This is a genomic window from Variovorax sp. V118, assembly GCF_041154445.1.
Lineage (GTDB): Bacteria > Pseudomonadota > Gammaproteobacteria > Burkholderiales > Burkholderiaceae_C > Variovorax > Variovorax boronicumulans.
Genome location: NZ_AP028663.1, coordinates 5,232,192 through 5,250,985 on the forward strand (window position 1 = coordinate 5,232,192; position 18,794 = coordinate 5,250,985).

At 71.2% G+C, this 18,794-nt stretch carries 17 protein-coding genes and 1 other RNA gene; 6 read left to right on the forward strand and 12 right to left on the reverse strand.

What is annotated here, in order from left to right; genetic code table 11:
* Window positions 1-9: 9 nt before the first annotated feature.
* From ACAM52_RS24335 to ACAM52_RS24350, 4 genes are read right to left on the reverse strand one after another with little or no spacing between them, the layout of a single operon-like run.
* Entirely contained in the window at window positions 10-1,323 is a 1,314-nt protein-coding gene (locus ACAM52_RS24335; protein ID WP_369644773.1) for a cyanate transporter, read from the reverse strand.
* Window positions 1,320-2,525, reverse strand: a complete 1,206-nt coding sequence (locus ACAM52_RS24340) for an amidohydrolase family protein (protein WP_369644774.1) — start codon at window positions 2,523-2,525, stop codon at window positions 1,320-1,322. Before ACAM52_RS24340 ends, ACAM52_RS24335 begins: the two co-directional genes overlap by 4 nt.
* 38 nt (window positions 2,526-2,563) lie before the next feature.
* Complete coding sequence (locus tag ACAM52_RS24345) at window positions 2,564-4,039, reverse strand: sodium:solute symporter (protein WP_159278585.1); 1,476 nt, start codon at window positions 4,037-4,039, stop codon at window positions 2,564-2,566.
* Complete coding sequence (locus tag ACAM52_RS24350) at window positions 4,036-4,263, reverse strand: DUF3311 domain-containing protein (RefSeq protein WP_369644775.1); 228 nt, start codon at window positions 4,261-4,263, stop codon at window positions 4,036-4,038. The genes ACAM52_RS24345 and ACAM52_RS24350 overlap by 4 nt, the downstream gene beginning before the upstream one ends.
* Before the next feature lie 167 nt (window positions 4,264-4,430).
* Here ACAM52_RS24350 and ACAM52_RS24355 point away from each other — a divergent pair, with 167 nt between their 5' ends.
* From ACAM52_RS24355 to ACAM52_RS24365, 3 genes are all read left to right on the forward strand, one after another.
* Entirely contained in the window at window positions 4,431-5,198 is a 768-nt protein-coding gene (locus ACAM52_RS24355; RefSeq protein ID WP_159278586.1) for a GntR family transcriptional regulator, read from the forward strand.
* 79 nt (window positions 5,199-5,277) lie between these two features.
* Window positions 5,278-6,225, forward strand: coding sequence for a DMT family transporter (locus ACAM52_RS24360; RefSeq protein ID WP_369644776.1), 948 nt, complete (start codon window positions 5,278-5,280; stop codon window positions 6,223-6,225).
* A gap of 50 nt (window positions 6,226-6,275) precedes the next feature.
* Window positions 6,276-7,106 (forward strand): TorF family putative porin, encoded by an 831-nt coding sequence (locus tag ACAM52_RS24365; RefSeq protein ID WP_369644777.1) that lies wholly within the window; start codon window positions 6,276-6,278, stop codon window positions 7,104-7,106.
* Here the strand turns inward: ACAM52_RS24365 and ACAM52_RS24370 are convergent, their stop codons facing one another.
* The gene (locus tag ACAM52_RS24370) at window positions 7,107-8,111 is read right to left on the reverse strand and encodes a Bug family tripartite tricarboxylate transporter substrate binding protein (protein ID WP_369644778.1); all 1,005 of its coding nucleotides are present in this window, start codon (window positions 8,109-8,111) and stop codon (window positions 7,107-7,109) included. It lies immediately after the preceding gene.
* 110 nt (window positions 8,112-8,221) lie between these two features.
* Here ACAM52_RS24370 and ACAM52_RS24375 point away from each other — a divergent pair, with 110 nt between their 5' ends.
* From ACAM52_RS24375 to ACAM52_RS24385, 3 genes are all read left to right on the forward strand, one after another.
* Window positions 8,222-9,904 (forward strand): MBL fold metallo-hydrolase, encoded by a 1,683-nt coding sequence (locus ACAM52_RS24375; protein ID WP_369644779.1) that lies wholly within the window; start codon window positions 8,222-8,224, stop codon window positions 9,902-9,904.
* Complete coding sequence (locus ACAM52_RS24380; RefSeq protein ID WP_070060158.1) at window positions 9,901-10,629, forward strand: RNA pseudouridine synthase; 729 nt, start codon at window positions 9,901-9,903, stop codon at window positions 10,627-10,629. Before ACAM52_RS24375 ends, ACAM52_RS24380 begins: the two co-directional genes overlap by 4 nt.
* A gap of 85 nt (window positions 10,630-10,714) precedes the next feature.
* Complete coding sequence (locus tag ACAM52_RS24385; protein WP_369644780.1) at window positions 10,715-11,284, forward strand: hypothetical protein; 570 nt, start codon at window positions 10,715-10,717, stop codon at window positions 11,282-11,284.
* A 30-nt stretch (window positions 11,285-11,314) separates the two neighbouring features.
* On the opposite strand, the gene ACAM52_RS24390 is transcribed toward ACAM52_RS24385, so the two are convergent.
* The 7 genes from ACAM52_RS24390 to norR form a co-directional block, all read right to left on the reverse strand.
* The gene (locus tag ACAM52_RS24390; RefSeq protein ID WP_369644781.1) at window positions 11,315-12,796 is read right to left on the reverse strand and encodes an efflux transporter outer membrane subunit; all 1,482 of its coding nucleotides are present in this window, start codon (window positions 12,794-12,796) and stop codon (window positions 11,315-11,317) included.
* Window positions 12,793-13,716 carry an HlyD family secretion protein gene (locus ACAM52_RS24395; protein ID WP_095743575.1) on the reverse strand — a complete coding sequence of 308 codons (924 nt, stop codon included), beginning with the start codon at window positions 13,714-13,716 and terminating at the stop codon, window positions 12,793-12,795. Before ACAM52_RS24395 ends, ACAM52_RS24390 begins: the two co-directional genes overlap by 4 nt.
* A gap of 37 nt (window positions 13,717-13,753) precedes the next feature.
* Window positions 13,754-13,960: a DUF1656 domain-containing protein gene (locus ACAM52_RS24400; protein ID WP_062483051.1), complete on the reverse strand. Its 207-nt coding sequence runs from the start codon at window positions 13,958-13,960 to the stop codon at window positions 13,754-13,756.
* Window positions 13,957-16,062, reverse strand: coding sequence for an FUSC family protein (locus tag ACAM52_RS24405; RefSeq protein WP_369644782.1), 2,106 nt, complete (start codon window positions 16,060-16,062; stop codon window positions 13,957-13,959). The genes ACAM52_RS24400 and ACAM52_RS24405 overlap by 4 nt, the downstream gene beginning before the upstream one ends.
* Window positions 16,063-16,068: 6 nt before the next feature.
* On the reverse strand, window positions 16,069-16,527 hold the full coding sequence (locus ACAM52_RS24410) for a MarR family winged helix-turn-helix transcriptional regulator (RefSeq protein ID WP_139701559.1): 459 nt from the start codon (window positions 16,525-16,527) through the stop codon (window positions 16,069-16,071).
* A 159-nt stretch (window positions 16,528-16,686) separates the two neighbouring features.
* Window positions 16,687-17,055: RNase P RNA component class A (gene rnpB, locus ACAM52_RS24415), an RNA gene on the reverse strand.
* A gap of 59 nt (window positions 17,056-17,114) precedes the next feature.
* Entirely contained in the window at window positions 17,115-18,707 is a 1,593-nt protein-coding gene (norR, locus tag ACAM52_RS24420; RefSeq protein WP_369644783.1) for a nitric oxide reductase transcriptional regulator NorR, read from the reverse strand.
* Window positions 18,708-18,794 lie beyond the last annotated feature (87 nt).

The window sequence follows — 18,794 nt, forward strand, 5'->3', positions numbered from 1 at the left end:
CCGTTTGTCTCAGGCCTTGCGGGCCTGCTCGATGGGGGACGGCGCGGGCGCAGTCTGCACGCCGAACAGGCCGGCCGTGGCACTGGCGTAGCGGCGCGGGTCGAAGCGCAGCACGGCGGGCAGCAGCAGCACGGTGACGGCGGCCAGGTAGGCCCAGGCCATGGTGAAGCCGCCGGTCTGCTCGCGCACCCAGCCGGTGACGAAGGGCGCGAGCGCCGCGATCATGAAGCCCACGCCCTGCATGAAGCCCGCGAGCGCGCCGGCCTGCGCGGGGTCGGGCCGGTGGTCGAGCGCGAGCACCATGCACAGCGAGAACGCACCGCCCAGGCCGGCACCGAGCACGACGGCGATGACGGCCGCCGGCACGGGCAGCGCAAGCCCGAGCGCCGCAAAGCCCGCGAGCTGCGCCAGCAGCGCGCCGACCAGCCAGCGCCGCAGGTCGCGCTGGCCGCCGCGCCGCGCGAGCGCCGGCAGCGTAAGCGCGCCCACGACCTGCGCCAGCGTCATGAGCGCGAGCACGGCGCCGCCCTGCTGCGCCGTCCAGCCGCGCTCGGCATGGAAGTAATGCGGCAGCCACGCGACGAGGCTGGTGTAGCCGCCGTTGATAAGGCCGAAGCACAGCGCCAGCAGCCACGCGCGGCGGTGGCCGAAGCAGCGCAGCCAGGCGCGGTCGAGCGACGGATCGGCGGCGCGCATGGATGACGACGCCGACGGCAGCTGCCGCGCACCGCGCAGCCAGGCCGCCAGCGCCACCACCGCGAGCACCGCCCACATCGCGAGGCCGGCGTGCCAGTCGAGTTGCGCCTCGCCGCCCACGGCGCGCGCGAGCCACGGGCTGGCCATGGCGCCGAGCCCGCCGCCGCCCATGATGGCGGCCGAATAGAGCCCGGTCATGAGGCCCAGCCGCGCGGGGTAGGCCTGCTTGACCACGCCGGGCATGAGCGCCTGCACCAGCCCCACGCCCGCGCCCGCGAGCGCGGCGCTCCACAGCAGCGCCGCGGCGCCGCCCGCCACGTAGCGGCTGGCGCAGGCCAGCGCGATGGCGCCGAGCCCGAGCGCGATGCCGCCGCGCGCGCCCAGCCGCTGGCCCACGGCCGCGCCCGACAGCGACACGGCGCCCATCGCGAACATCGGCAGCACGGTGAGCAGCGCGACGGCGTGGAAGCCGATGCCGGTCGCTGCGCGGACCGGTTCGAGCAAGGGGCTGCTCGACGTGAGAAAGGCGCGCAGGTTGAGCGCCACCAGCACGACCACGCAGGCGAAGAAGACCGGGCCCGCGCCGGCGCGCGGGTTGTCGGATGCAGGGCGTGCGGCGCGGCTCACGCGGGCACGGCGCCGGGCACGAGCGTGCCGTGGCGCGCGACCACGCGGCCGCCCGACACCACGAGCTTGCGCACGGGGCGACCCACCACGGCCTGCGCGGGCGTTTGCGCGTCGACCAGCACGAGGTCGGCGCGGCAACCCACGTCGAGCCCGTAGGCTGCGAAGCCGCAGCCGCGCGCGCCGGAATGGGTGACGGTGTCGAGCGCCACTTCGAGTTCGTCGTCGCGGCGCAGGTTGTAGCGCAGGCCGATGAGCATGGCGCGCTCGAGCATGTCGGGGTTGCCGTAGGGCGACCAGGTGTCGCGGATGCCGTCGTTGCCGCCCAGCACGGTGACGCCGGCCGCACGGCACGCCATGAGCGGCGGCACGTTGCGCGAGGCCGGCGCGCTGGTGATGAGCACCACGCCGAGCTTGGCCATGCGCGCGAGCAGCACGTCGCGCTCGCGTTCGCTCACGTCGCCCAGGCAGAAGCCGTGGCTGATCGCGACCTGGCCCTGCATGCCGAGCGCCTCGGTGCGCTGCAGGATCAGCTCGAGCGAGAAGGCACCCATGGCGCCGGGCTCGTGCAGGTGGATGTCGACGGGGCGCTGGTGCTTGTGGGCGATGCCGAAGAGCACGTCGAGCGACTTCACGGGATCGCCGTCGATGGCGCAGGGGTCGAGGCCGCCGAGCACGTCGGCGCCCAGGGCCAGCGACTGGTCGAGCAGCTCGGCCGTGCCGGCACGCCCGAGCAGGCCCGACTGCGGAAACGCGACGACCTGGATCTGCTGCACCTCGCGCAGCGTCTCGCGCGTGCGCAGCGTGCCTTCGAGGTGGCGCAGGCCGGCCTGGGTGTCGACGTCGACGTGCGTGCGCAGGCGCGTGGTGCCGAGCGCGAGAAAGGCCTTGGCCAGCACCAGCGACTGGGCGGCGGCGTCGTGCCCGCTGGCGTGGCGGAAGGCGCGCTCGTTCTCGATCTTGTCGGTGAGGTTCGTGCCGACCTCGTTGCGGTACCAGTCCATGCCCCACATCGTCTTGTCGAGGTGGGTGTGGCCTTCGACGAGGCCGGGCAGCAGCAAGGCGCCCTCGCCGTCTTCGACGGTGGCGCCGGCCGGTGCGGCCAGCGCCGCGCCGATCTCGGCAATGCGGCCGTCGTGCACGCGCACATCGACAGGAGACGCGCCCAGGGGGCGCACGTTGCGGATCAGGAGCTGCGAGGTCATTCGGTTTCGTTCGTGGGTCAGAGGCAAAAGAAGACCGGTCAGGCGGGTTGCGCCGCCACGGTGCGCGGCAGCACGCGCGGCGTGACGAGCGCCACCGCCACGAAGACCAGCGCGTTGACCGCCAGCGCCACCAGCCCGGTGTTGAGCGACTTGAAGACGACGGGCGCCGCCGGGAACAGCGTGCCGAGGTTCGCGCCGGTGGTCATCGTGAAGGCCAGCACCGCACCGCCCGCGAGGATGCCCGCAAAGGCGGCGTGCTTGCTGCCGAAGGGTTTCTTCATCAGGCTGAACAGCAGCGAAGGCAGCAGCTGCGTGAGCAGGCTCGACGCGAAGATGGCCACGGCCACGATGGTGGTGCCGCCGCGCAGCACGAAGTACACGGCCACCAGCGCGAACACGGGCAGCACGCCACGCGCCACGCGCGAGACCTGCTTGTCGGTGGCATGGGGCGCGAAGCCTTCCTTGTAGACGTTCTTGCCGATCACGGTGGAAGCGGTGAGCAGGATCATCGAGCCCGGCACCAGCGCGGTGAGCACGCCCGTGCCGCCGATGACGCCCACGAACCACGGGTCGAAGGTGTGCTTCACGAGGCCGAACAGGGCCAGGTCGACCTCGGAGCCCTTGAGCCCCGGCACCTGCAGGATGGCCGCGAAGCCCACCAGGAACAGGAAGGCGATGACCACCTGGTACAGCGGCATCAGGATGGTGTTGCGGCGCACCGCGCTCGCGCTGCGCGCGGCATACACCGAGGTCAGGTTGAACGGGTACAGGTAGTAGCCCAGCGCCGTGAGCAGGATGGTCGAGTTGTACCAGGTGAGGTTCAGGCCCTCTTTCGGAAACTCGAAGAAGCTGGGGTTGGCCGCGTGGATGGCGCTGAACATCGGCGTGACGCCGCCGTAGTAGTGCCACGGCAGGTACACGCCCAGGAACACGGCGAGCACGAGGATCAGGATGTCCTTCACGATGGCGATGCTGGCCGAGCCGTGGATGCCCGAGAACAGGATGTAGCTCACCATCACGAGCGTGCCGATCCAGATCGCCACCTGCGGCGCGATGGAGCCGTACGAGGCCTCCGACACGATGATGCCCAGCCCGCGCAGCTGGATGGTGAGCAGCGCCACCATGCCCATGAGCGCGACCACCGACACCAGCACGCCGAGCGGGCGGCTGTCGTACTTGTGGGCGAAGAAGTCGGAGAACGACACCAGCTTGTGCGCGGTGGCGTAGCGCCAGATGGCCGGCAGCATCCAGAAGGCCATGAGGTAGGCCAGGCCGCCGTAGGCCAGGATGTAGAAGGCCGGCGAGCCCTTGCTGTACGACCAGCCGCTGGCGCCCAGGAAGGTGAAGGTCGAGAACGACTCGCCCGCCATGAGCAGGAACACCATGATCGTGCCCAGCCCGCGCCCGCCCAGCGCCCATTGCTCCAGGCTCATGGTGCGCCCGCGCCGCGCGAGCACGGCCAGGCCGAGGGCGCCGGCCACGAAGAGCGCGATCACGCCGAGTGCGGCGTTCATCGCGCGTCTCCTGCGGCCCGGGCGGCCTGCGCGTCTTGCGCGTCGAGGTCGCCTTCGGCGCGGTCGATGACCACCATGATGAGCGAGGTCAGCACCAGCCAGCTCACGTTCCAGACCATCAGGAAAGGCATGCCGAGCACGAAGGCGGGCGCGACGGACGACAGCCATCCCCCGCTGAAGAAGGCGGCGACCGGCAGCAGGGCCAGCCATTTGGCGAGTTTCATGGGATGTCTCTGTGTGTTCGGGTGGTTGGAAATTCGATCTTCTTTTGGTTAACCATTTTATATATTTTGGTTAACCAAACGGCGCGAATGGTACGGAGCCGGGCGGGCCGCGTCAATCCGGGGGCTTTCCCGGAGGCGGCGGGGTGCAGGCAATAATCCGCAGGCCCATGCCTGCCGCCACCCGCCGATCCGCCGCGCCCGCCCCTTCGACTGAACCCATCGAGTCCGCTGACGACACGAACGTGGACGAGCGCGTCTACGCCGCCGTGTCCAAGGCGCTGCTCAGCGGCAAGCTGCGCCCCGGCACGCCGCTGCGCGAGCGCGCGCTGGCCGAGGCGCTGGGCTGCACGCGCGGCGCGGTGCGCAAGGTGCTGGCGCGGCTGGGCTCCGAGAAGCGGCTGGTGCTGGAGCACAACCGCGGCGCCTTCGTGCCCAACCCGTCGATCGACGACATGCGCGGCATCTACCGCGCGCGCCGCATCGTGGAGGCCGGGCTGGTCGCCACGCTGTTCGGCCGGCTGGCGCGCGAGCAGGTGGCCGCGCTGCGCAAGCACGTGCAGGCGGAGCAGAAGGCGTTCAAGGAAGGCCGGCGCGAGGACGCGATCCGCCTGGCCGGCGACTTCCACCTGCTGCTGGCGCAGATGGCGGGCAGCGACGAGCTGCTGTCGTACATCCGGCGACTGATTGCGAACACCGAGCTGTACAAGGCGCTGTACGACTCGGCCGAGGCCGCGAGCTGCGCGCCGCGCGAGCACGAACAGATCATCGAAGCGCTCATGGGCGACTCGCTCGACGCCGCGCTCGCCGTGGCGCTGGAGCACCTGGACGAGCTGGAGCAGCGCGTGATCGCGGGCGCGGCGGCGGAGCAGGAAGTCGACCTGGCGGCGCTGCTGAACGGCGCTGCGCCGGCGCGAAGCCACGGGCACGGTCACTGAGGCTTCGCGCGCGCGTTTCGCCCACATTTCGTCCACGAGCGAAGTGACGAGGGGCCGGTCTCGCGAAGATCGGCGCACCATGCCAACGACCCCGCTCGCCGCTTCAGTCCGCCCCCACGCCCCCGCCTTCGAATGGGCGCTGCTCGCGGTGCTCGCGACCTGCTGGGGCGCCTCGTACACCTTCATCAAGATCGGCGTGGCGACGATCCCGCCGGTCACGCTGATCGCGGCACGCACCCTGATCGCGGGGTTGCTGCTGCTCGCGGTGCTGCGCCTGCGCGGCGTGCGCTTGCCCAAAGACGGCGCGACGTGGCGGCGCTTCGCGCTGCAGGCTGGCCTGAACAGCGTGCTGCCGTTCACGCTGATCGCGTGGGCCGAACGCAGCGTGGATGCGGGGCTGGCGACCATCCTCAACTCGACCTCGCCGATCTTCATCTTCCTGCTGGGGTGGGGCCTGGGCGGCGCGGGCAAGCCCACGCTGCAGCGCCTCTTCGGCGTGGGGGCGGGGCTGGCGGGCATCTGCCTGATCGTGGGCTTCGAGGCCTTGCAGGGGCTGGGGCATTCGCTGCTGGCGCAGCTGGCGCTGGTGGTGGCCGCCGTCTGCTACGGCTGCGCCGCGATGTTCGGCCGCGTGTTCAAGGGCCTGGACCCGATGGTGCCCGCGGCCGGCTCGCTGTTGAGCGGTGCGGCCCTGCTCGTGCCCGCGAGCCTGGCGATCGACAGGCCCTGGACGCTCGCCCCCTCGGCCGCGTCGATGCTGGCCGTTGTGGCGCTGGCAGTGCTGTCGACCGCGCTGGCCTTCACGATCTACTTCCGGCTCATCAAGACGCTGGGGCCGATGTCGACCTCGGCGCAGGCTTATCTGCGCGTGCCCATCGGCGTGACGATCGGCGTGGTGTGCCTGGGCGAGACGCTGGCGCCCACGGCGTGGGTCGGGCTGGCCTGCGTGGTGGTGGGCGTGGTCGCGATGACGATGCCCGACACACAACTTTTGCGCCGAGGCCTTCGTTTTTTACGCGGCTTTTAGACCCGCGCTCCTACGCTGCCGGCTCCTCCATCCGTTAGCGAATTCTTTCGATGAAACACCTCCTTCGCACCGCCTTGCCGGTGCTCGTTCTTCCCACCCTGTTCGCCCTGCCGGTGCTCGCCAACGCGCAGCTCACGGGCAACGTGGCGTTGACCACGAACTACAAGTTCCGCGGCCAGGACCAGGACATGCTGGGCAAGAACGACTACGCCAAGACCCGCGGCTTCAAGCCCGCCGTGCAGGGCGGTTTCGACTACGCCTTCGGCGACAGCGGCTTCTACGTCGGCAACTGGAATTCGAGCGTCAACTGGCTCAAGGGCAACAGCCTCGAGAGCGACCTGTACGGCGGCTACAAGTTCAAGGCTGGCCCGCTCGACATGGACGTGGGCGCCCTCACCTACCTGTACCCGGGAAATTCGACGGGCAACACGACGGAGCTGTACGCCAGCGCGGGCTACACCGACGCCACGCTCGGCTCGTTCACGCTGAAGTACTCGCACACGGTGTCGAAGGACTACTTCGGTTACGCCGGCGCCAAGACCGGCTCGGGCCGCTCGGGCCGCAACACCGGCTACCTGAACCTGGCCTACAGCAAGGAGATCGTGCCCAAGGTCACGCTGAAAGCGGCTGTCGGCTACACGAACATGTCGAGTGACATCCGCAGCCTGGGCTACAGGAGCTACGTGGACTACAACATCGGCGCCACCTACGACTTCGGCAGCGGCCTCACGCTCACGGGCTCGGTGCAGGGCGCGAACAAGAAGAGTTCGTACGTTTCCGTGGCCAACCCGGGCTTCGACTACGGTTTCGGCACCGTCGGCCAGACGACCTACTCGCCGAACAAGGCCCGCTTCATCCTGACGCTGACCAAGACGCTGTGATCAGTCGATGCTGATGTTCGCCGCCTTGGCGACCTCGGCCCACTTCACGCGGTTGGCGTGCACGGTCTTCTTGAACTGGGCGGGCGACTCGATGCGCACCGTGTTGCCCTGGCTCTCGAAGCGCTCGCGGATCTCGGGCTGCTCGAGCACCGTCTTCACGGCGGCGTTGAGCTTGTCGACGATGTGGGCGTCGGTGCCCTTGGGCGCGAAGATGCCGAACCAGATGGCGCTGTCGAAGCCCTTGGTGCCGGGCAGGCCGCTGGAGGCGATGGTCGGCACTTCCTTCACGGCCGGCACCGCCGTGGCGGTGGTCACGCCCAGCAGGCGCACCTTGCCGGCCTTGTAGTGCGGCAGCACGGTCTGCACCTGGTTCATGATGCAGCAGGTCTCGCCGCGCACCACCGAGGTGATGGCCTCGGGGCCGCCCTTGTAGGGCACGTGGACCATGTTCAGGCCCAGGCGCGAGTTGAACTCGGCAAAGGCCATGTGCGTGCCCGCGCCGTTGCCGGTGGAGGCGTAGTTGTACTTGCCGGGGTTGGCCTTCACCAGCTCGACGAACTCCTTGAGCGTGCGCACGTTGATCACGTCGGGGTTGATGGTGAGCACGTTCGACACGTCGAGCACGGGCGCCACGGGCACGAAGTCGGCCTCCACGTCGAAGGGCAGCTTCTTGTAGAGCGCGGCATTGCTGCCATGCGTGGCGGCGGTGCCGAACGAGAGCGTGTAGCCGTCGGGCTTGGCGTGCGCGACGTACTCGCTGGCGATGTTGCCGGACGCGCCCGACTTGTAGTCGATGATCACGGGCTTGCCGAGCTGGCGCGACAGCGGCTCCTGGATGGCGCGGGCCACCACGTCGACGCCCGAGCCGGCCGGGAAGCCCATGATCAGTGTGACGGGTTGTTGCGGCCAGTCGGGCTGGGCCAGCGCCAGGGTCGATGCGGCAGCGGTGCAGAGCAAGGCGCCAGCGGCCAGCAGGGCGCGACGCGGGAAGGGAGAATGGGCCATGTCGGTCTTTCTTCGAGGCGGACGGTGCAGGCGCCGATTGTGGCGCGCGGCTGATATCTGTTTGCACATGTGCTTATGCACCGCGCCCCTTGCCTCTCCATAATCGCTCCATGGTCCGCCCCACACAACAACTCCACACCCATCGCGAACCGGTGCCTGTGCGCGCCGCCGCCACCGTCCTGCTGCTGCGCGACACCGACGCCGGCCTGGAGGTCCTCATGACCCGCCGCTCGGCCACCGCGAGCTTCGCGCCCGGTGCCTACGTCTTTCCGGGGGGCCACATCGACGCGGCCGACGCCGCCGCCGCGCGCATCGCGGCACGCCGCGCCACGCAGAGCGACACGCAGCACACGCAGGCCATCGCCGCGATCCGCGAGGCCTTCGAAGAACTGGGCATCCTGCTGGCCCGCCATGCCGATGGCCGCGCGGTGACTGCCGGCGAGGTCGCCGCCATGGACCGCAATGCCACCGCCGGCACGGCCTTCGCCGACCAGTGCGCCGCGCGCGGCCTGGTGCTGTCGGCCGACGAGGTCTTCACCTTCGCGCACTGGATCACCGACCGCGACCTGCCCAAGCGCTTCGACGTGCCCTTCCTTGTGGCGCGCATGCCCGAGGGCCAGGTGCCCACGGCCGACGAGAGCGAGCAGTTCGAGCCCTGCTGGGTGCGCCCGGCCGACGCGCTGGCGCGCCACGAGGCCGGCAGCTTCTTCATGATCTTCCCGACCATCCGCACGCTGCAGCGCATGGCGGCCTACGCGACGGTCGACGCGGTGCTCGCGGCCTGCGCGCCCGGGGCCGACGGCCAGGAGAAGCCGCTGTGGACCAGCTGCCCGCGCGCCGGCCTGCTCAAGGGCGAGGACGCGCGCTACATGGAACACGAGTCGCCCTTCGGCGAGCTCGCGCTGGTGTGCCCCGACGGCCAGATCGCGCACGCGCTCGACTGGCAGAGCACGCAGCCCGTGGCGCTGCTGAAGAACGTGCAGCGCCTCACCGCGCCGAACCCGAGTGCCATGACCGGCCCAGGCACCAACACCTACCTCGTGGGCGACGCGGCCACCGGCTACCTCGTGATCGACCCAGGCCCGAACGACGCGACGCACCTGGCGCGGCTGATCGAAGCCACGCAAGGCGACATCCGCCTGATCGTCTGCACGCACTCGCACGCCGACCACTCGCCGGGCGCTGCGCCGCTGCAGGCGCTGTGCGCGGCGGGGCGCAAGCCGCCGATCCTCGGGCTGTCGTCCGCGCCCACGGCCCGTTCCACCGCGCGCTTCAGCGCCGAGCGCGAGCTGGCTGACGGCGAACGGCTGGTGCTCTCGGGCACCGCGCCCGACGGCACGCCGCTCGTGCACACGCTGCGCGCCATCCACACGCCCGGCCACGCGGCCAATCACCTGTGCCTGGTGCTGGAAGAAGACGGCCTGCTGTTCTCGGGCGACCACATCCTGAACGGCAGCACGACGGTGGTCGATCCGCCGGACGGCGACATGACGGCGTACCTCGATTCGCTCGACAAGCTGGACGCGGCCTGCGCGGCCGGCGGCATCGACTTCATCCTGCCGGCGCACGGCTACGTGATCGGCTTTGCGCGCACGGCCATCGCGCACCTGAAGGCGCACCGCCTCAAGCGCGAGGCCAAGATCGCCGCCGCGATGCAGCGGCTGCCCGACGGCACGCCCGAGCAGTGGCTGCCGCTCGCCTACGACGACGTGCCCGAGCGCATGTGGCCGGTGGCCGCGCGTTCGCTGGCGGCGCACGTGGCGCGCATCCGTCAACTGGCCGACGCGCGATGAACCGCTCGAACCGCCCCTCTGCGCCTGACGACGAAGGCGTGCGCCTGGCCAAGCGCGTGGCCGCGATGGCCCAGGTGTCTCGCCGCGAGGCCGAGCTGCTGATCGAGAACGGCGCCGTGAGTGTCGACGGCGTGCCCGCCCTGCTGCCGCAGTCGCGCGTGCAGCCGCACCAGCAGGTCGAGATCGCCGCCGGTGCGCGGCCCGAGCCCGTGGTGCCGGTGACGATGGTGCTCTACAAGCCCGCCGGCATGCCGACCGACAACGCGCACCAGCTGCTGGTGGCCGCGAACCACCACGAGCCCGAGCGCGAGGGCCAGCGCTTCCTGCCGGCGCACGCGCGCGGCCAGCGCTGCATGACGCCGCTCGAAACCGGCGCCAGCGGCCTCGTGGCCTACACGCAGGAATGGCGCATCGAGCGCAAACTGCAGGAAGACGCGGGCATCCTCGAACACGAAGTGATGGTCGACGTGGCCGGCCCGGTGAGCCCCGAGGTGCTGGCACGGCTGGAGCGTTCGCCCGCGCGCGTGAGCATCGGCCGGCAGTCGCCCGAGCAGACCGGCCTGCGCTTTGCGCTCAAGGGCGCGCGGCCCGGGCAGATCGCGCACATCTGCGACGGAGTGAACCTGCGCATCGTCGCCATGCGGCGCCTGCGCGTGGGCCGTGTCTCGCTGGCCGGGCTGCAGCCGGGCCAGTGGCGCTACCTGGCGCCGAACGAGCGTTTTTGAAAGCGGCTTGAGGACGACGAGGCAGCACCGCAAACTGCCACCTGAAGACAGCGGCCCCGCGCCGCACACGGGAGATACCAGCACCATGAAGTTCGGCACACCGATCCGCACCCTGGCCTGCACCCTGCCCCTGACGCTGCTGGTGGGCTGCAGCTACCTCACGGCCCTGCTGTTCCCCGACGCGCCGGTCGGTTCACCGCCCGAAGCGACAACAGCCGCCTCACCCGCCGTGGTTTCCAAGGACGGCCTCGCGCCGATCACCGCGGTGCAGGTGGAGCGCATCCGCGAAGCCGTCGGCGGCAAGCCCCCGAGCCCCGCGGTGGGCAAGGTGGTGTGGAGCGCGTCGCCGACCATCGAATCCTTCTTGCGCACCGAAGGCTGCATCACGGCGCGCAACGGCGCGGTGCTCAACCCCTTCGCGGCGCCCGGCCGGTTGTTCGACGGCACGGGCTTCCAGGGCGGGCCGATGGCCGAGATGCAGTACCACGACAAGACCGCCTGCGTGACGGTGCAGCGCATCCAGAACTGGAAGCTGGTGTCGCCCCGGCTGCTGCGCTTCGAGGTGGTCTACGTGGGCGACGACGGCGAGGAACGCGCCATCAAGCGCCACGAACTGACGCGCCAGCCCAAGGGCGGCTGGCTGTTCACGCGCTGAGCGTTGCGGCCGGCGAGCGGCACGTGCCGCTCAGCGGACGGTCGTGGCGGGCTTGCCTTGTTGGCTTTGTGCGAGCGCGTCATCGGCCGGCTCCCAGCCGCCGCCGAGCGCCATGAACAGCACGACCTGGTCGTCGGCCAGCTGCGCCTCGCTGGCGGCCAAGGCGGCGTCGGCGCCGGCCAGTGCGCGCTCGGCGTCGAGCGCGTCGAGGTAGGCGGTGCGGCCGTTGCGGTACAGCTGGCGCGCCTGCGCGGCGACCTTGGCGCTTTCGTCGCGCGAGGCCTGCAGGGCGGCGCGGCGGTCGAGCTCGCGGGCGTAGGTGCCGAGCGCGGTCTCGGTCTCGCGCAGCGCCGTGAGCACGGTGCCGTCGAACTTGGCGAGCGCGGCGCGCGTGCCGGCCTCGGCCTGTGCAATGCGGGCCTGCGCGGCGCCGGTGTTGGGCACGGTCCACGAGATCAGCGGGCCCACGCTCCAGGCCAGCGTGTCCTGGCGGCCGAAGCCGGTGGCATGGCCGGCCGACGAGCCCGACAGGCCCAGCGTGACCTTCGGATAAAGATCGGCCGTGGCCACGCCGATGCGCGCGGTGGAGGCAGCGAGGCTGCGCTCGGCCTGGCGGATGTCGGGCCGGCGGCGCAGCAGCGCGGCGCCGTCGCCCACCGGCAGTGCGCCGGCCACGCGCGGCGGCGTGGTGCAGTCGGCCACCTCGCGCGGAAAGTCCTGCGGCAGTGCGCCGGTGAGCGTGGCCAGGCGGTAGAGCGCGCCCTGGCGCTGGGCCTTCAGCGGCGGCAGCGCGGCGTCGAGCTGCGCGAGCTGGGCGCGCGCGCGGCCGGCGTCGATGGCGCCGGCGCGGCCTGCGCGTTGCAGGCGTTCGGTGACGTTCACGGCGTCTTGCTGCAGCGCGACCGACTTCTGCGCGATCTGCAGCCGCAGGCCGGCCGAACAGGCCTCGGCGTAGGCGCGCGCGGTGCCCGCCGCAACGCTCACGCGCACGAGGTCGAGCGCGGCTTCGGCGGCCTGGCTGTTGGCGGCCGAGGCTTCGATGGCGCGGCGGATCTGGCCGAACAGGTCGACCTGGTACGACAGCGACGCGCCCGCGCTGTAGTTGAAGGTGTTCGGCGGCTCGTAGCCCTTTTGCAGCAGCGACAGGCCCGAGACGTGGCCGAAGGACGGCCCGCCGTTCACGCCGATGGTGGGGTACTTGGCGCCGGCCACTTCGGTTTCGATGGCGCGTTCGCGCTCGAGGTTGGCCACGGCCTGGCGCAGGTCGGTGTTGTGCGCGAGCGCCTGGGTGACGAGCCGGTCGAGCAGCGGGTCGTGGTACAGGCGCCACCAGTGCGCGGGCAGCGGCGCGGCATTCGCCGGTGCTTCGGCGAAAGGCTTGGTCGCAGCGGGCTGGCTGGCCAGCGCTTCGGGCGGCTGCCGGTAGTCGGGGCCGACCGCCGCGCAGGCCGCGAGCCCGGCCGCGACCGCGAGCGAAGCCATGCGAAAGGCGAAGCGGGTCATGGCGGTCATCCCTTCTTCGGCGTGGCGGCAGCGTGGGCCGCGTCGTGTTCGAGGACCTGCACCGTGACCGTCTGGCCGGCCACGAGGCGCGCGCCTTCGGGCAGCGGGTCGAGCTTCACGCGCACCGGGATGCGCTGCGCCAGCCGCACCCAGTTGAAGGTCGGGTTCACGCTGGGCAGCAAGTTGGCGCTGGTGGAGCGGTCGCGGTCGGCGATGCCGGCGGCCACGCTGTCGACCGCGCCTTCGAGCACCGCGCCGCCGCCCATCGGCGTCACGCGCACGCGATCGCCCAGGTGGATGCGCGGCAGCTTCGTTTCTTCGAAATAGCCTTCGACATAGAACGACTGCGCATCGACCAGCGCGAGCACCGGCCGGCCGGCGGCGGCGTAGCTGCCCTGGCGCAGGTCGAGGTTGGTGACGAGGCCGTCGGCCGGCGCGCGCACTTCGGCGCGCTGCAGGTTCAGGCGCGCCGAATCGAGCGCCACCTCGGCCTGCGCGACGGCGGCCTGCGCCTGCTCGACGCGGGCGCGGGTCTGTTCGCGCGACTCCTTCGACACCAGCTCGTCGAGCCCCGTGTTGCGCGCGTTCTCGCGCTGGGCCTGGGCGCTCACGGCGCGCTGCGCGGCGAGCGCGGCCTGCGCCTGGCGCACGGCGAGGTCGTAGCGCGCGCGGTCCACCTCGAACAGCAGCGTGCCGGCGGCGACCGGCTGGTTGTCGCGGATCGGCACGGCCGTGACGAGGCCCGACACGTCGGGCGCGATCTGGACCACGTTGGCGCGCACGCGGCCGTCGCGCGTCCACGGCGCGAGCTCGTAGTGGTCCCACAGGCGAAAGCCCGCCCAGACGGCGGCGGCCACCACGGCCACGGTGAGGAGAACGCGCAGCAGGCTCTGGGCCCGGGGGTTGTCTGCGAAGGGGTTGGCTTTCATGGGAATCTCTGTGTTGTTTGAGTTGTCGTTGCAGGCGTCATTGCAGGTGCGCCGTGAGGCGGCTCAGGCCGTACAGCAGCAGCAGGTACAGCGCCATGTCGAACAGCGCCGGGTGCCACACCCAGCGGTACAGGCCGGTGGCGGCGAGCAGCCGGCGCACACCCCACAGGGCGAGCAGCGCGGCGCCGGCCAGCAGCATGAGCCAGGGCACGTAGAGCCCGTAGAAACTGGCTTCGCCGATCATGCGGAAGCTCCTTGCGGTGAAGAGGAAGACACGCCTGCCAGCGAAGGCGGCGCGTCGGGGAACAGGTTGCGGCGCAGGCCGACCAGCGCGGTGACGGCGGCGCGCGACGCGGTGGAGGTGTCGCGCGCGGCGAGCACGGCCGCCAGCGCCTCGTCGATCTGCGGCAGGAGCGCGGCCGGGCGCGGCGCCATGCGGCCTTCGCCGCGCTGGCGGAAGAAGCGCGCGATGCCGCCGAGCAGCGCGGCCGAGGTGGCCATCGGCAACTGGGCGCGCACGCGCTGCAGCACGGCGATGTCGGCGCCCATGCGCAGGTCGCGCAGCGCGTCGTTGGCGGCCACGCCTTCCACGGTGCCGCCGGCCTGCGCGATGCGCGGCGCCAGCAGGCCGATGCGGTCGAGCATGCGCACGGCGTAGGCGTCGCTCTGCGCGTACTGCGGCTGGGTGGAGGCGGCCATGTCGCCGAGTTCGCGCCAGGTGGCGCGCTGGATGCGGCGCGCGCTCCAGTCGGCGCCCACCGAACGCACCAGCCGCGTGACGCGCGCGGCCATCACCACGCCGACGATCTGGCCGGTCATGCTGTTGATGAAGCTCACGAGGTCGGCGCTGGCGGTGTCGTGCATCGCCAGCGTGCCCGACACGCCGAACACCAGCGCCATCGCGGCCATGAAGTGCGTCGGGCGCGGCAGGTACAGGCCCAGCACCAGGAACAGCGGCGCGCAGACCAGCGCGAGCATGCCGAAGTCCTGCACCGTGGGCATGAGCACGAGCACGTAGACGGCCGAGATGGGAATGGACCACAGCGTCCACTTCAGGAAGCCGTGCATCGCGGGCACGGGGTCGTCCATGGTGGCGAAGAAGCAGCAGAAGACGGCGGCCATCATGGTGGCGGCCGAGCCCATGGTCCAGCCCGTGAGGATCCAGAACGCGCCGCACACGCAGATGGCGATGACGGCGGCCAGCGCCGACAGCAGCGCCATGCCGTGGTCGCGGTGCATCGCGCGCTGGCCCAGCGCGGCCGTGCGGCGCAGCGGCGCGCCGCCCTTCAGGCCTTCGTCGATGTCGCGGCGCAGCTGGGCGCAGGCGGTCCAGCCGTCGACCAGTTCTTCGAGCCGCCCCGCGAGGCCGATGCGCAGGGCGCGGGCCCAGGGACTGAACCCCGTGTCCTGCGCGCTGCCCAGCGCGGCGATCGCCTGGCGCAGCGCCTCCAAGCGTGCGGAGGCATCGACGGCCGGATCGCTTTCGTCGCGCAGCCACTGCGCGGCCAGCGCCAGCACGGCGGTGACGTCGGGCGCGAGGCGGCCTTCGGCTTGCGCCAGCGCCTGCAGCCGGTCTTCAACGGCCGACAGCGCTGGCGTGAGCGCCGCCACGCGGTCCTGCATGGCGCGGATCGCGCCGGCGGTCCAGCGCAGGTGCGTGGTGTCGAAGGGCACGTGGGTCGAGAGCAGGCGCAGCTGCGTGATGTCGCCGGCGAGGCGGCGGCGGTCGTCGTCCAGGCGCTTGGGGTCGGCGTCCTTGGGCGTGCTGCGGTCGCCGGGCTGGAACAGGTCGCCGATCCATTGGCGCGCGTCTTTCAGCGTGCGGTCGAGCAGGCCCAGCACGGTGGGCGCGAGCCCCGCGGGCAGCACGAGGCTGTGGACCAGCGTGGCGCAGAAGATGCCCAGGCCGATCTCTTCCACGCGCGCCACGGCGGTGTCGAACAGCACGAGCGGCGTCTGCACCGACGGAAAGCCGATCAGCGCCGCCGTGTAGCCCGCGAGCATGAAGACGTACGAGCGCGGCGTGCGGTCGAGCAGCGACACATACAGGCACAGCCCGACCCACAGCGCGAGCACCAGCGTGAGCAGTTCGGGCGCGTTGGACAGCGCGGGCACCATCAGCACGGTGGCGACGCTGCCGATGAGCGTGCCGCAGAAGCGGAACACCGCCTTGGAGCGCACGGCGCCGGCCAGCGGATGGGCGACGACGTAGGTGGTCATGAGCGCCCAGAACGGGCGCGGCAGGCCGGCGCGGCTGGCCAGGTACATCGCCAGCATCGCGGCGGCAAAGCTCTTGACGGAAAAGAGAACTTCCGCGCGGGTGAAGCGCGGCAGGGCCATCGACATTGCCATTTACTGGCCGCGCCCTTCCTGCTGCAGGCTCTGCATGCCGGCGGCACTGCGGCCGAGCTTGGCCTCGAGCGCGCCGAAGACGCGCAAGGTGGCGGCGATGTCCTCGTCGGGAATGCCTTCGAACAGCGCAGCGCGCATCTGGCGCAGCGCGGCCTCGATGGGCTCGCACACGGCGCGGCCGGCGGGCGTGAGGTGCAGCGTCTTGGCGCGGCGGTCGGCCGGGTCTTCGCGGCGCTCGACGAAGCCGGCCTCGACCAGCTGGTCGAGCGAGCGCACCAGCGAGGGCCCTTCGATGCCCAGCGCCTCGGCCACCGTGCCCTGGCGCACGCCGTCTTCCATGCGCCCGAGCACCACGACCGGCCAGGCCAGCGTCTGCGACAGGCCCACGTGCGCCACCGCCTTGTCGGCCGCCGCGCGGTAGCCGCGCTGGAGCACCGACAGCGAGGTGCCGAGCCGCATCAGCGCGTGTTCGCGCAACGGGGAGATGGGTTCGGTATCGGCCACGGCGTTATCAATTAGTTAGCTTGCTAACAATTGTACGGGTTTCTACCGAGTCTTGCACGCGGCCGCGCACGACGCCGGCACGCGGCCCAAGGAAAAAGGGGGAGAGAAAGAAAAGTGTGAAGCTCGCCGATAAGCCGGATTCTGTGCACCGGAGCCCTCTTGCGAAGACCCCGGCGTGACCGCCATTACTCTGGGCCGTTTGTCGCCAAACGGCTCGATGCCACCTACCCGCCAGCTCAGCGGAACCACCTCAATACTGGCCTACTTGGTGTTGCTGCGCGCAGAGATTGCCCGTTTCACCCGAACTGAATCGGCTCGTCTCTGTTGCTCTGATCCTCACCTCACGGTGGAGAGTCGTTAACTCCTGCGCTGTCCTGTGCAGTCCGGACGTTCCTCCAGTGCGATCTTTCGACCCGATGCTGTTGCCCGAAGGCAGAGCGTCGTCCCTTTCGGGCTTGCACCAGCGGCGGTCTGGCGTGCTTCACCTCTCGATTATCGCCCGCCCCATCAATGACCCTTCAAGCGGTGTCGCGCGCCGACCTTCAACCGGGCGTTTCGCTGTCGCCGGCCTGCACCAGGCGCAGCTTGCGCAACGTCCGATGGAAGTTACTGCGGTCGATGCCGGCCTCGCGCGCGGCGCTGGCCACGCGGCCGCCGTGGCGGGCCAGCAGTTCCAAGAGCCAGGCCCGCTGGAAGGCCTCGGTCGCCTCGCGCAGCGTGCCGCCAGCGATGGCAGGCCCCGCGTGTTCGTTCGCCGGGGCCTGCACGGGCGCTGCCACCGCGCCCCCCACGGCGGCAGCGCTGTCCAGCGCCAGGTGATGCGGTTCGATGGCCGTCCAGCGCGAGCCGCGCGGCTGTTCCCTGAACGCCCGCAGCGAGGCGCGGCTGATCACATGCTCGAGCTCACGCACATTGCCCGGCCAGCCGTGCGCCAGCATGGCGGCCTTCGACGCCGGCGAGAGCCGCAGGTTGCGCGCGCCCAGCCGGTGCTGGTTCTCCTCGAGAAAGCTGCCGGCGAGCACGAGCACGTCGCGCCCCCGTTCGCGCAGCGGCGCGACCACGAGCGGGTAGACCGACAGCCGGTGGTACAGGTCGGCGCGAAAGCGCCCCTGTGCGATCGCCGCGGGCAGGTCGCGGTTGGTGGCCGCGATCACGCGCACGTCGACCTTGCGCATGCGGTCGCTGCCGGGGCGCTGCACCTCGCCGCTTTGCAGCACGCGCAGCAGCTTGGCCTGCACGCTCGGCGGCAGTTCGCCGACCTCGTCGAGAAAGAGCGTGCCGCCGTCGGCGATCTCGAACTTGCCGTCGCGGTCCTGCACAGCGCCGGTGAACGCGCCGCGCTTGTGGCCGAAGAGTTCGCTGTCGGCCAGCGACTCGGGCAGCGCCGCACAGTTGACCTGCACGAGCGGCTGCTCGCTGCGCCGCGAGCGCGCGTGCAGGCGCTGCGCGACCAGGTCCTTGCCGACGCCGGTTTCGCCGAGCAGCAGCACCGTGAGGTCGGACACGGCGACGGTGTCGATCTCGTGGCACAGCTGCTTCATCGCCGGGCTGCTGCCCAGCAGCTCGCGCGGCGCGCCACGCCCCGCACGCAGCGCCTGCGCGACGGCCTGCTCGCGCATCGCGCGCGCCTGCATCTCGCGGATCGTGTGGGCGGCCTCGATGCCGGTTTCGACGAGGGCGATCAATGCCTCCATCTGCGCCGGGCCCACAGCATCGAAGGCGTGCGGCTCCAGCGCGTCCAACGTGAGCAAGCCCCAGACGGCGCCGCGCAGGCGCAGCGGCGCGCCCATGCAGTCGTGCACCGGCAGGATGCCCGGCTGGCCGGCGACGAGGCCGTCGTACGGGTCGGGCAGGTTGCTGTCGTGGGCGAAGCGCAGGCCCCGTTCGCTGGCGAGCAGGCGCGCGAAGCGCGGATGGGCGGCGACGGGAAACTGGCGCCCGAGGGTTTCATCGCTCAGGCCGTCGACCGCGACGGGCTTCAGCACGTCGACGTCGAGCTGCAGCAGCGCGGCGGCATCGCAGCGGACCAGTCCCCGCGCGGCGGCGAGCAGCGATCGGTAGCGGGCAGCCTCGGCTTCGGGCTCGGGCTCGGGTGGTGAGGCCTCGGTGGTCGAATCGACACGCAATGTGGTCATAAGTACAACGCTGAAGTTGTTGTGAATTTGACCACGCCTGATAAATCCCCAATGGCGTCAAGCACTTACAGAGGCCTTCCGGCTGGC

What these genes read in the sequence shown, in the direction of transcription:
- ACAM52_RS24340 (WP_369644774.1), bottom strand. Translation starts at nt 2,525, where the DNA reads ATGACCTCGCAGCTCCTGATCCGCAACGTGCGCCCCCTGGGCGCGTCT.
- ACAM52_RS24345 (WP_159278585.1), bottom strand. Translation starts at nt 4,039, where the DNA reads ATGAACGCCGCACTCGGCGTGATCGCGCTCTTCGTGGCCGGCGCCCTC.
- ACAM52_RS24350 (WP_369644775.1), bottom strand. Translation starts at nt 4,263, where the DNA reads ATGAAACTCGCCAAATGGCTGGCCCTGCTGCCGGTCGCCGCCTTCTTC.
- ACAM52_RS24355 (WP_159278586.1), top strand. Translation starts at nt 4,431, where the DNA reads ATGCCTGCCGCCACCCGCCGATCCGCCGCGCCCGCCCCTTCGACTGAA.
- ACAM52_RS24360 (WP_369644776.1), top strand. Translation starts at nt 5,278, where the DNA reads ATGCCAACGACCCCGCTCGCCGCTTCAGTCCGCCCCCACGCCCCCGCC.
- ACAM52_RS24365 (WP_369644777.1), top strand. Translation starts at nt 6,276, where the DNA reads ATGAAACACCTCCTTCGCACCGCCTTGCCGGTGCTCGTTCTTCCCACC.
- ACAM52_RS24370 (WP_369644778.1), bottom strand. Translation starts at nt 8,111, where the DNA reads ATGGCCCATTCTCCCTTCCCGCGTCGCGCCCTGCTGGCCGCTGGCGCC.
- ACAM52_RS24375 (WP_369644779.1), top strand. Translation starts at nt 8,222, where the DNA reads ATGGTCCGCCCCACACAACAACTCCACACCCATCGCGAACCGGTGCCT.
- ACAM52_RS24380 (WP_070060158.1), top strand. Translation starts at nt 9,901, where the DNA reads ATGAACCGCTCGAACCGCCCCTCTGCGCCTGACGACGAAGGCGTGCGC.
- ACAM52_RS24385 (WP_369644780.1), top strand. Translation starts at nt 10,715, where the DNA reads ATGAAGTTCGGCACACCGATCCGCACCCTGGCCTGCACCCTGCCCCTG.
- ACAM52_RS24390 (WP_369644781.1), bottom strand. Translation starts at nt 12,796, where the DNA reads ATGACCGCCATGACCCGCTTCGCCTTTCGCATGGCTTCGCTCGCGGTC.
- ACAM52_RS24395 (WP_095743575.1), bottom strand. Translation starts at nt 13,716, where the DNA reads ATGAAAGCCAACCCCTTCGCAGACAACCCCCGGGCCCAGAGCCTGCTG.
- ACAM52_RS24400 (WP_062483051.1), bottom strand. Translation starts at nt 13,960, where the DNA reads ATGATCGGCGAAGCCAGTTTCTACGGGCTCTACGTGCCCTGGCTCATG.
- ACAM52_RS24405 (WP_369644782.1), bottom strand. Translation starts at nt 16,062, where the DNA reads ATGTCGATGGCCCTGCCGCGCTTCACCCGCGCGGAAGTTCTCTTTTCC.
- ACAM52_RS24410 (WP_139701559.1), bottom strand. Translation starts at nt 16,527, where the DNA reads ATGCGGCTCGGCACCTCGCTGTCGGTGCTCCAGCGCGGCTACCGCGCG.
- norR (WP_369644783.1), bottom strand. Translation starts at nt 18,707, where the DNA reads ATGACCACATTGCGTGTCGATTCGACCACCGAGGCCTCACCACCCGAG.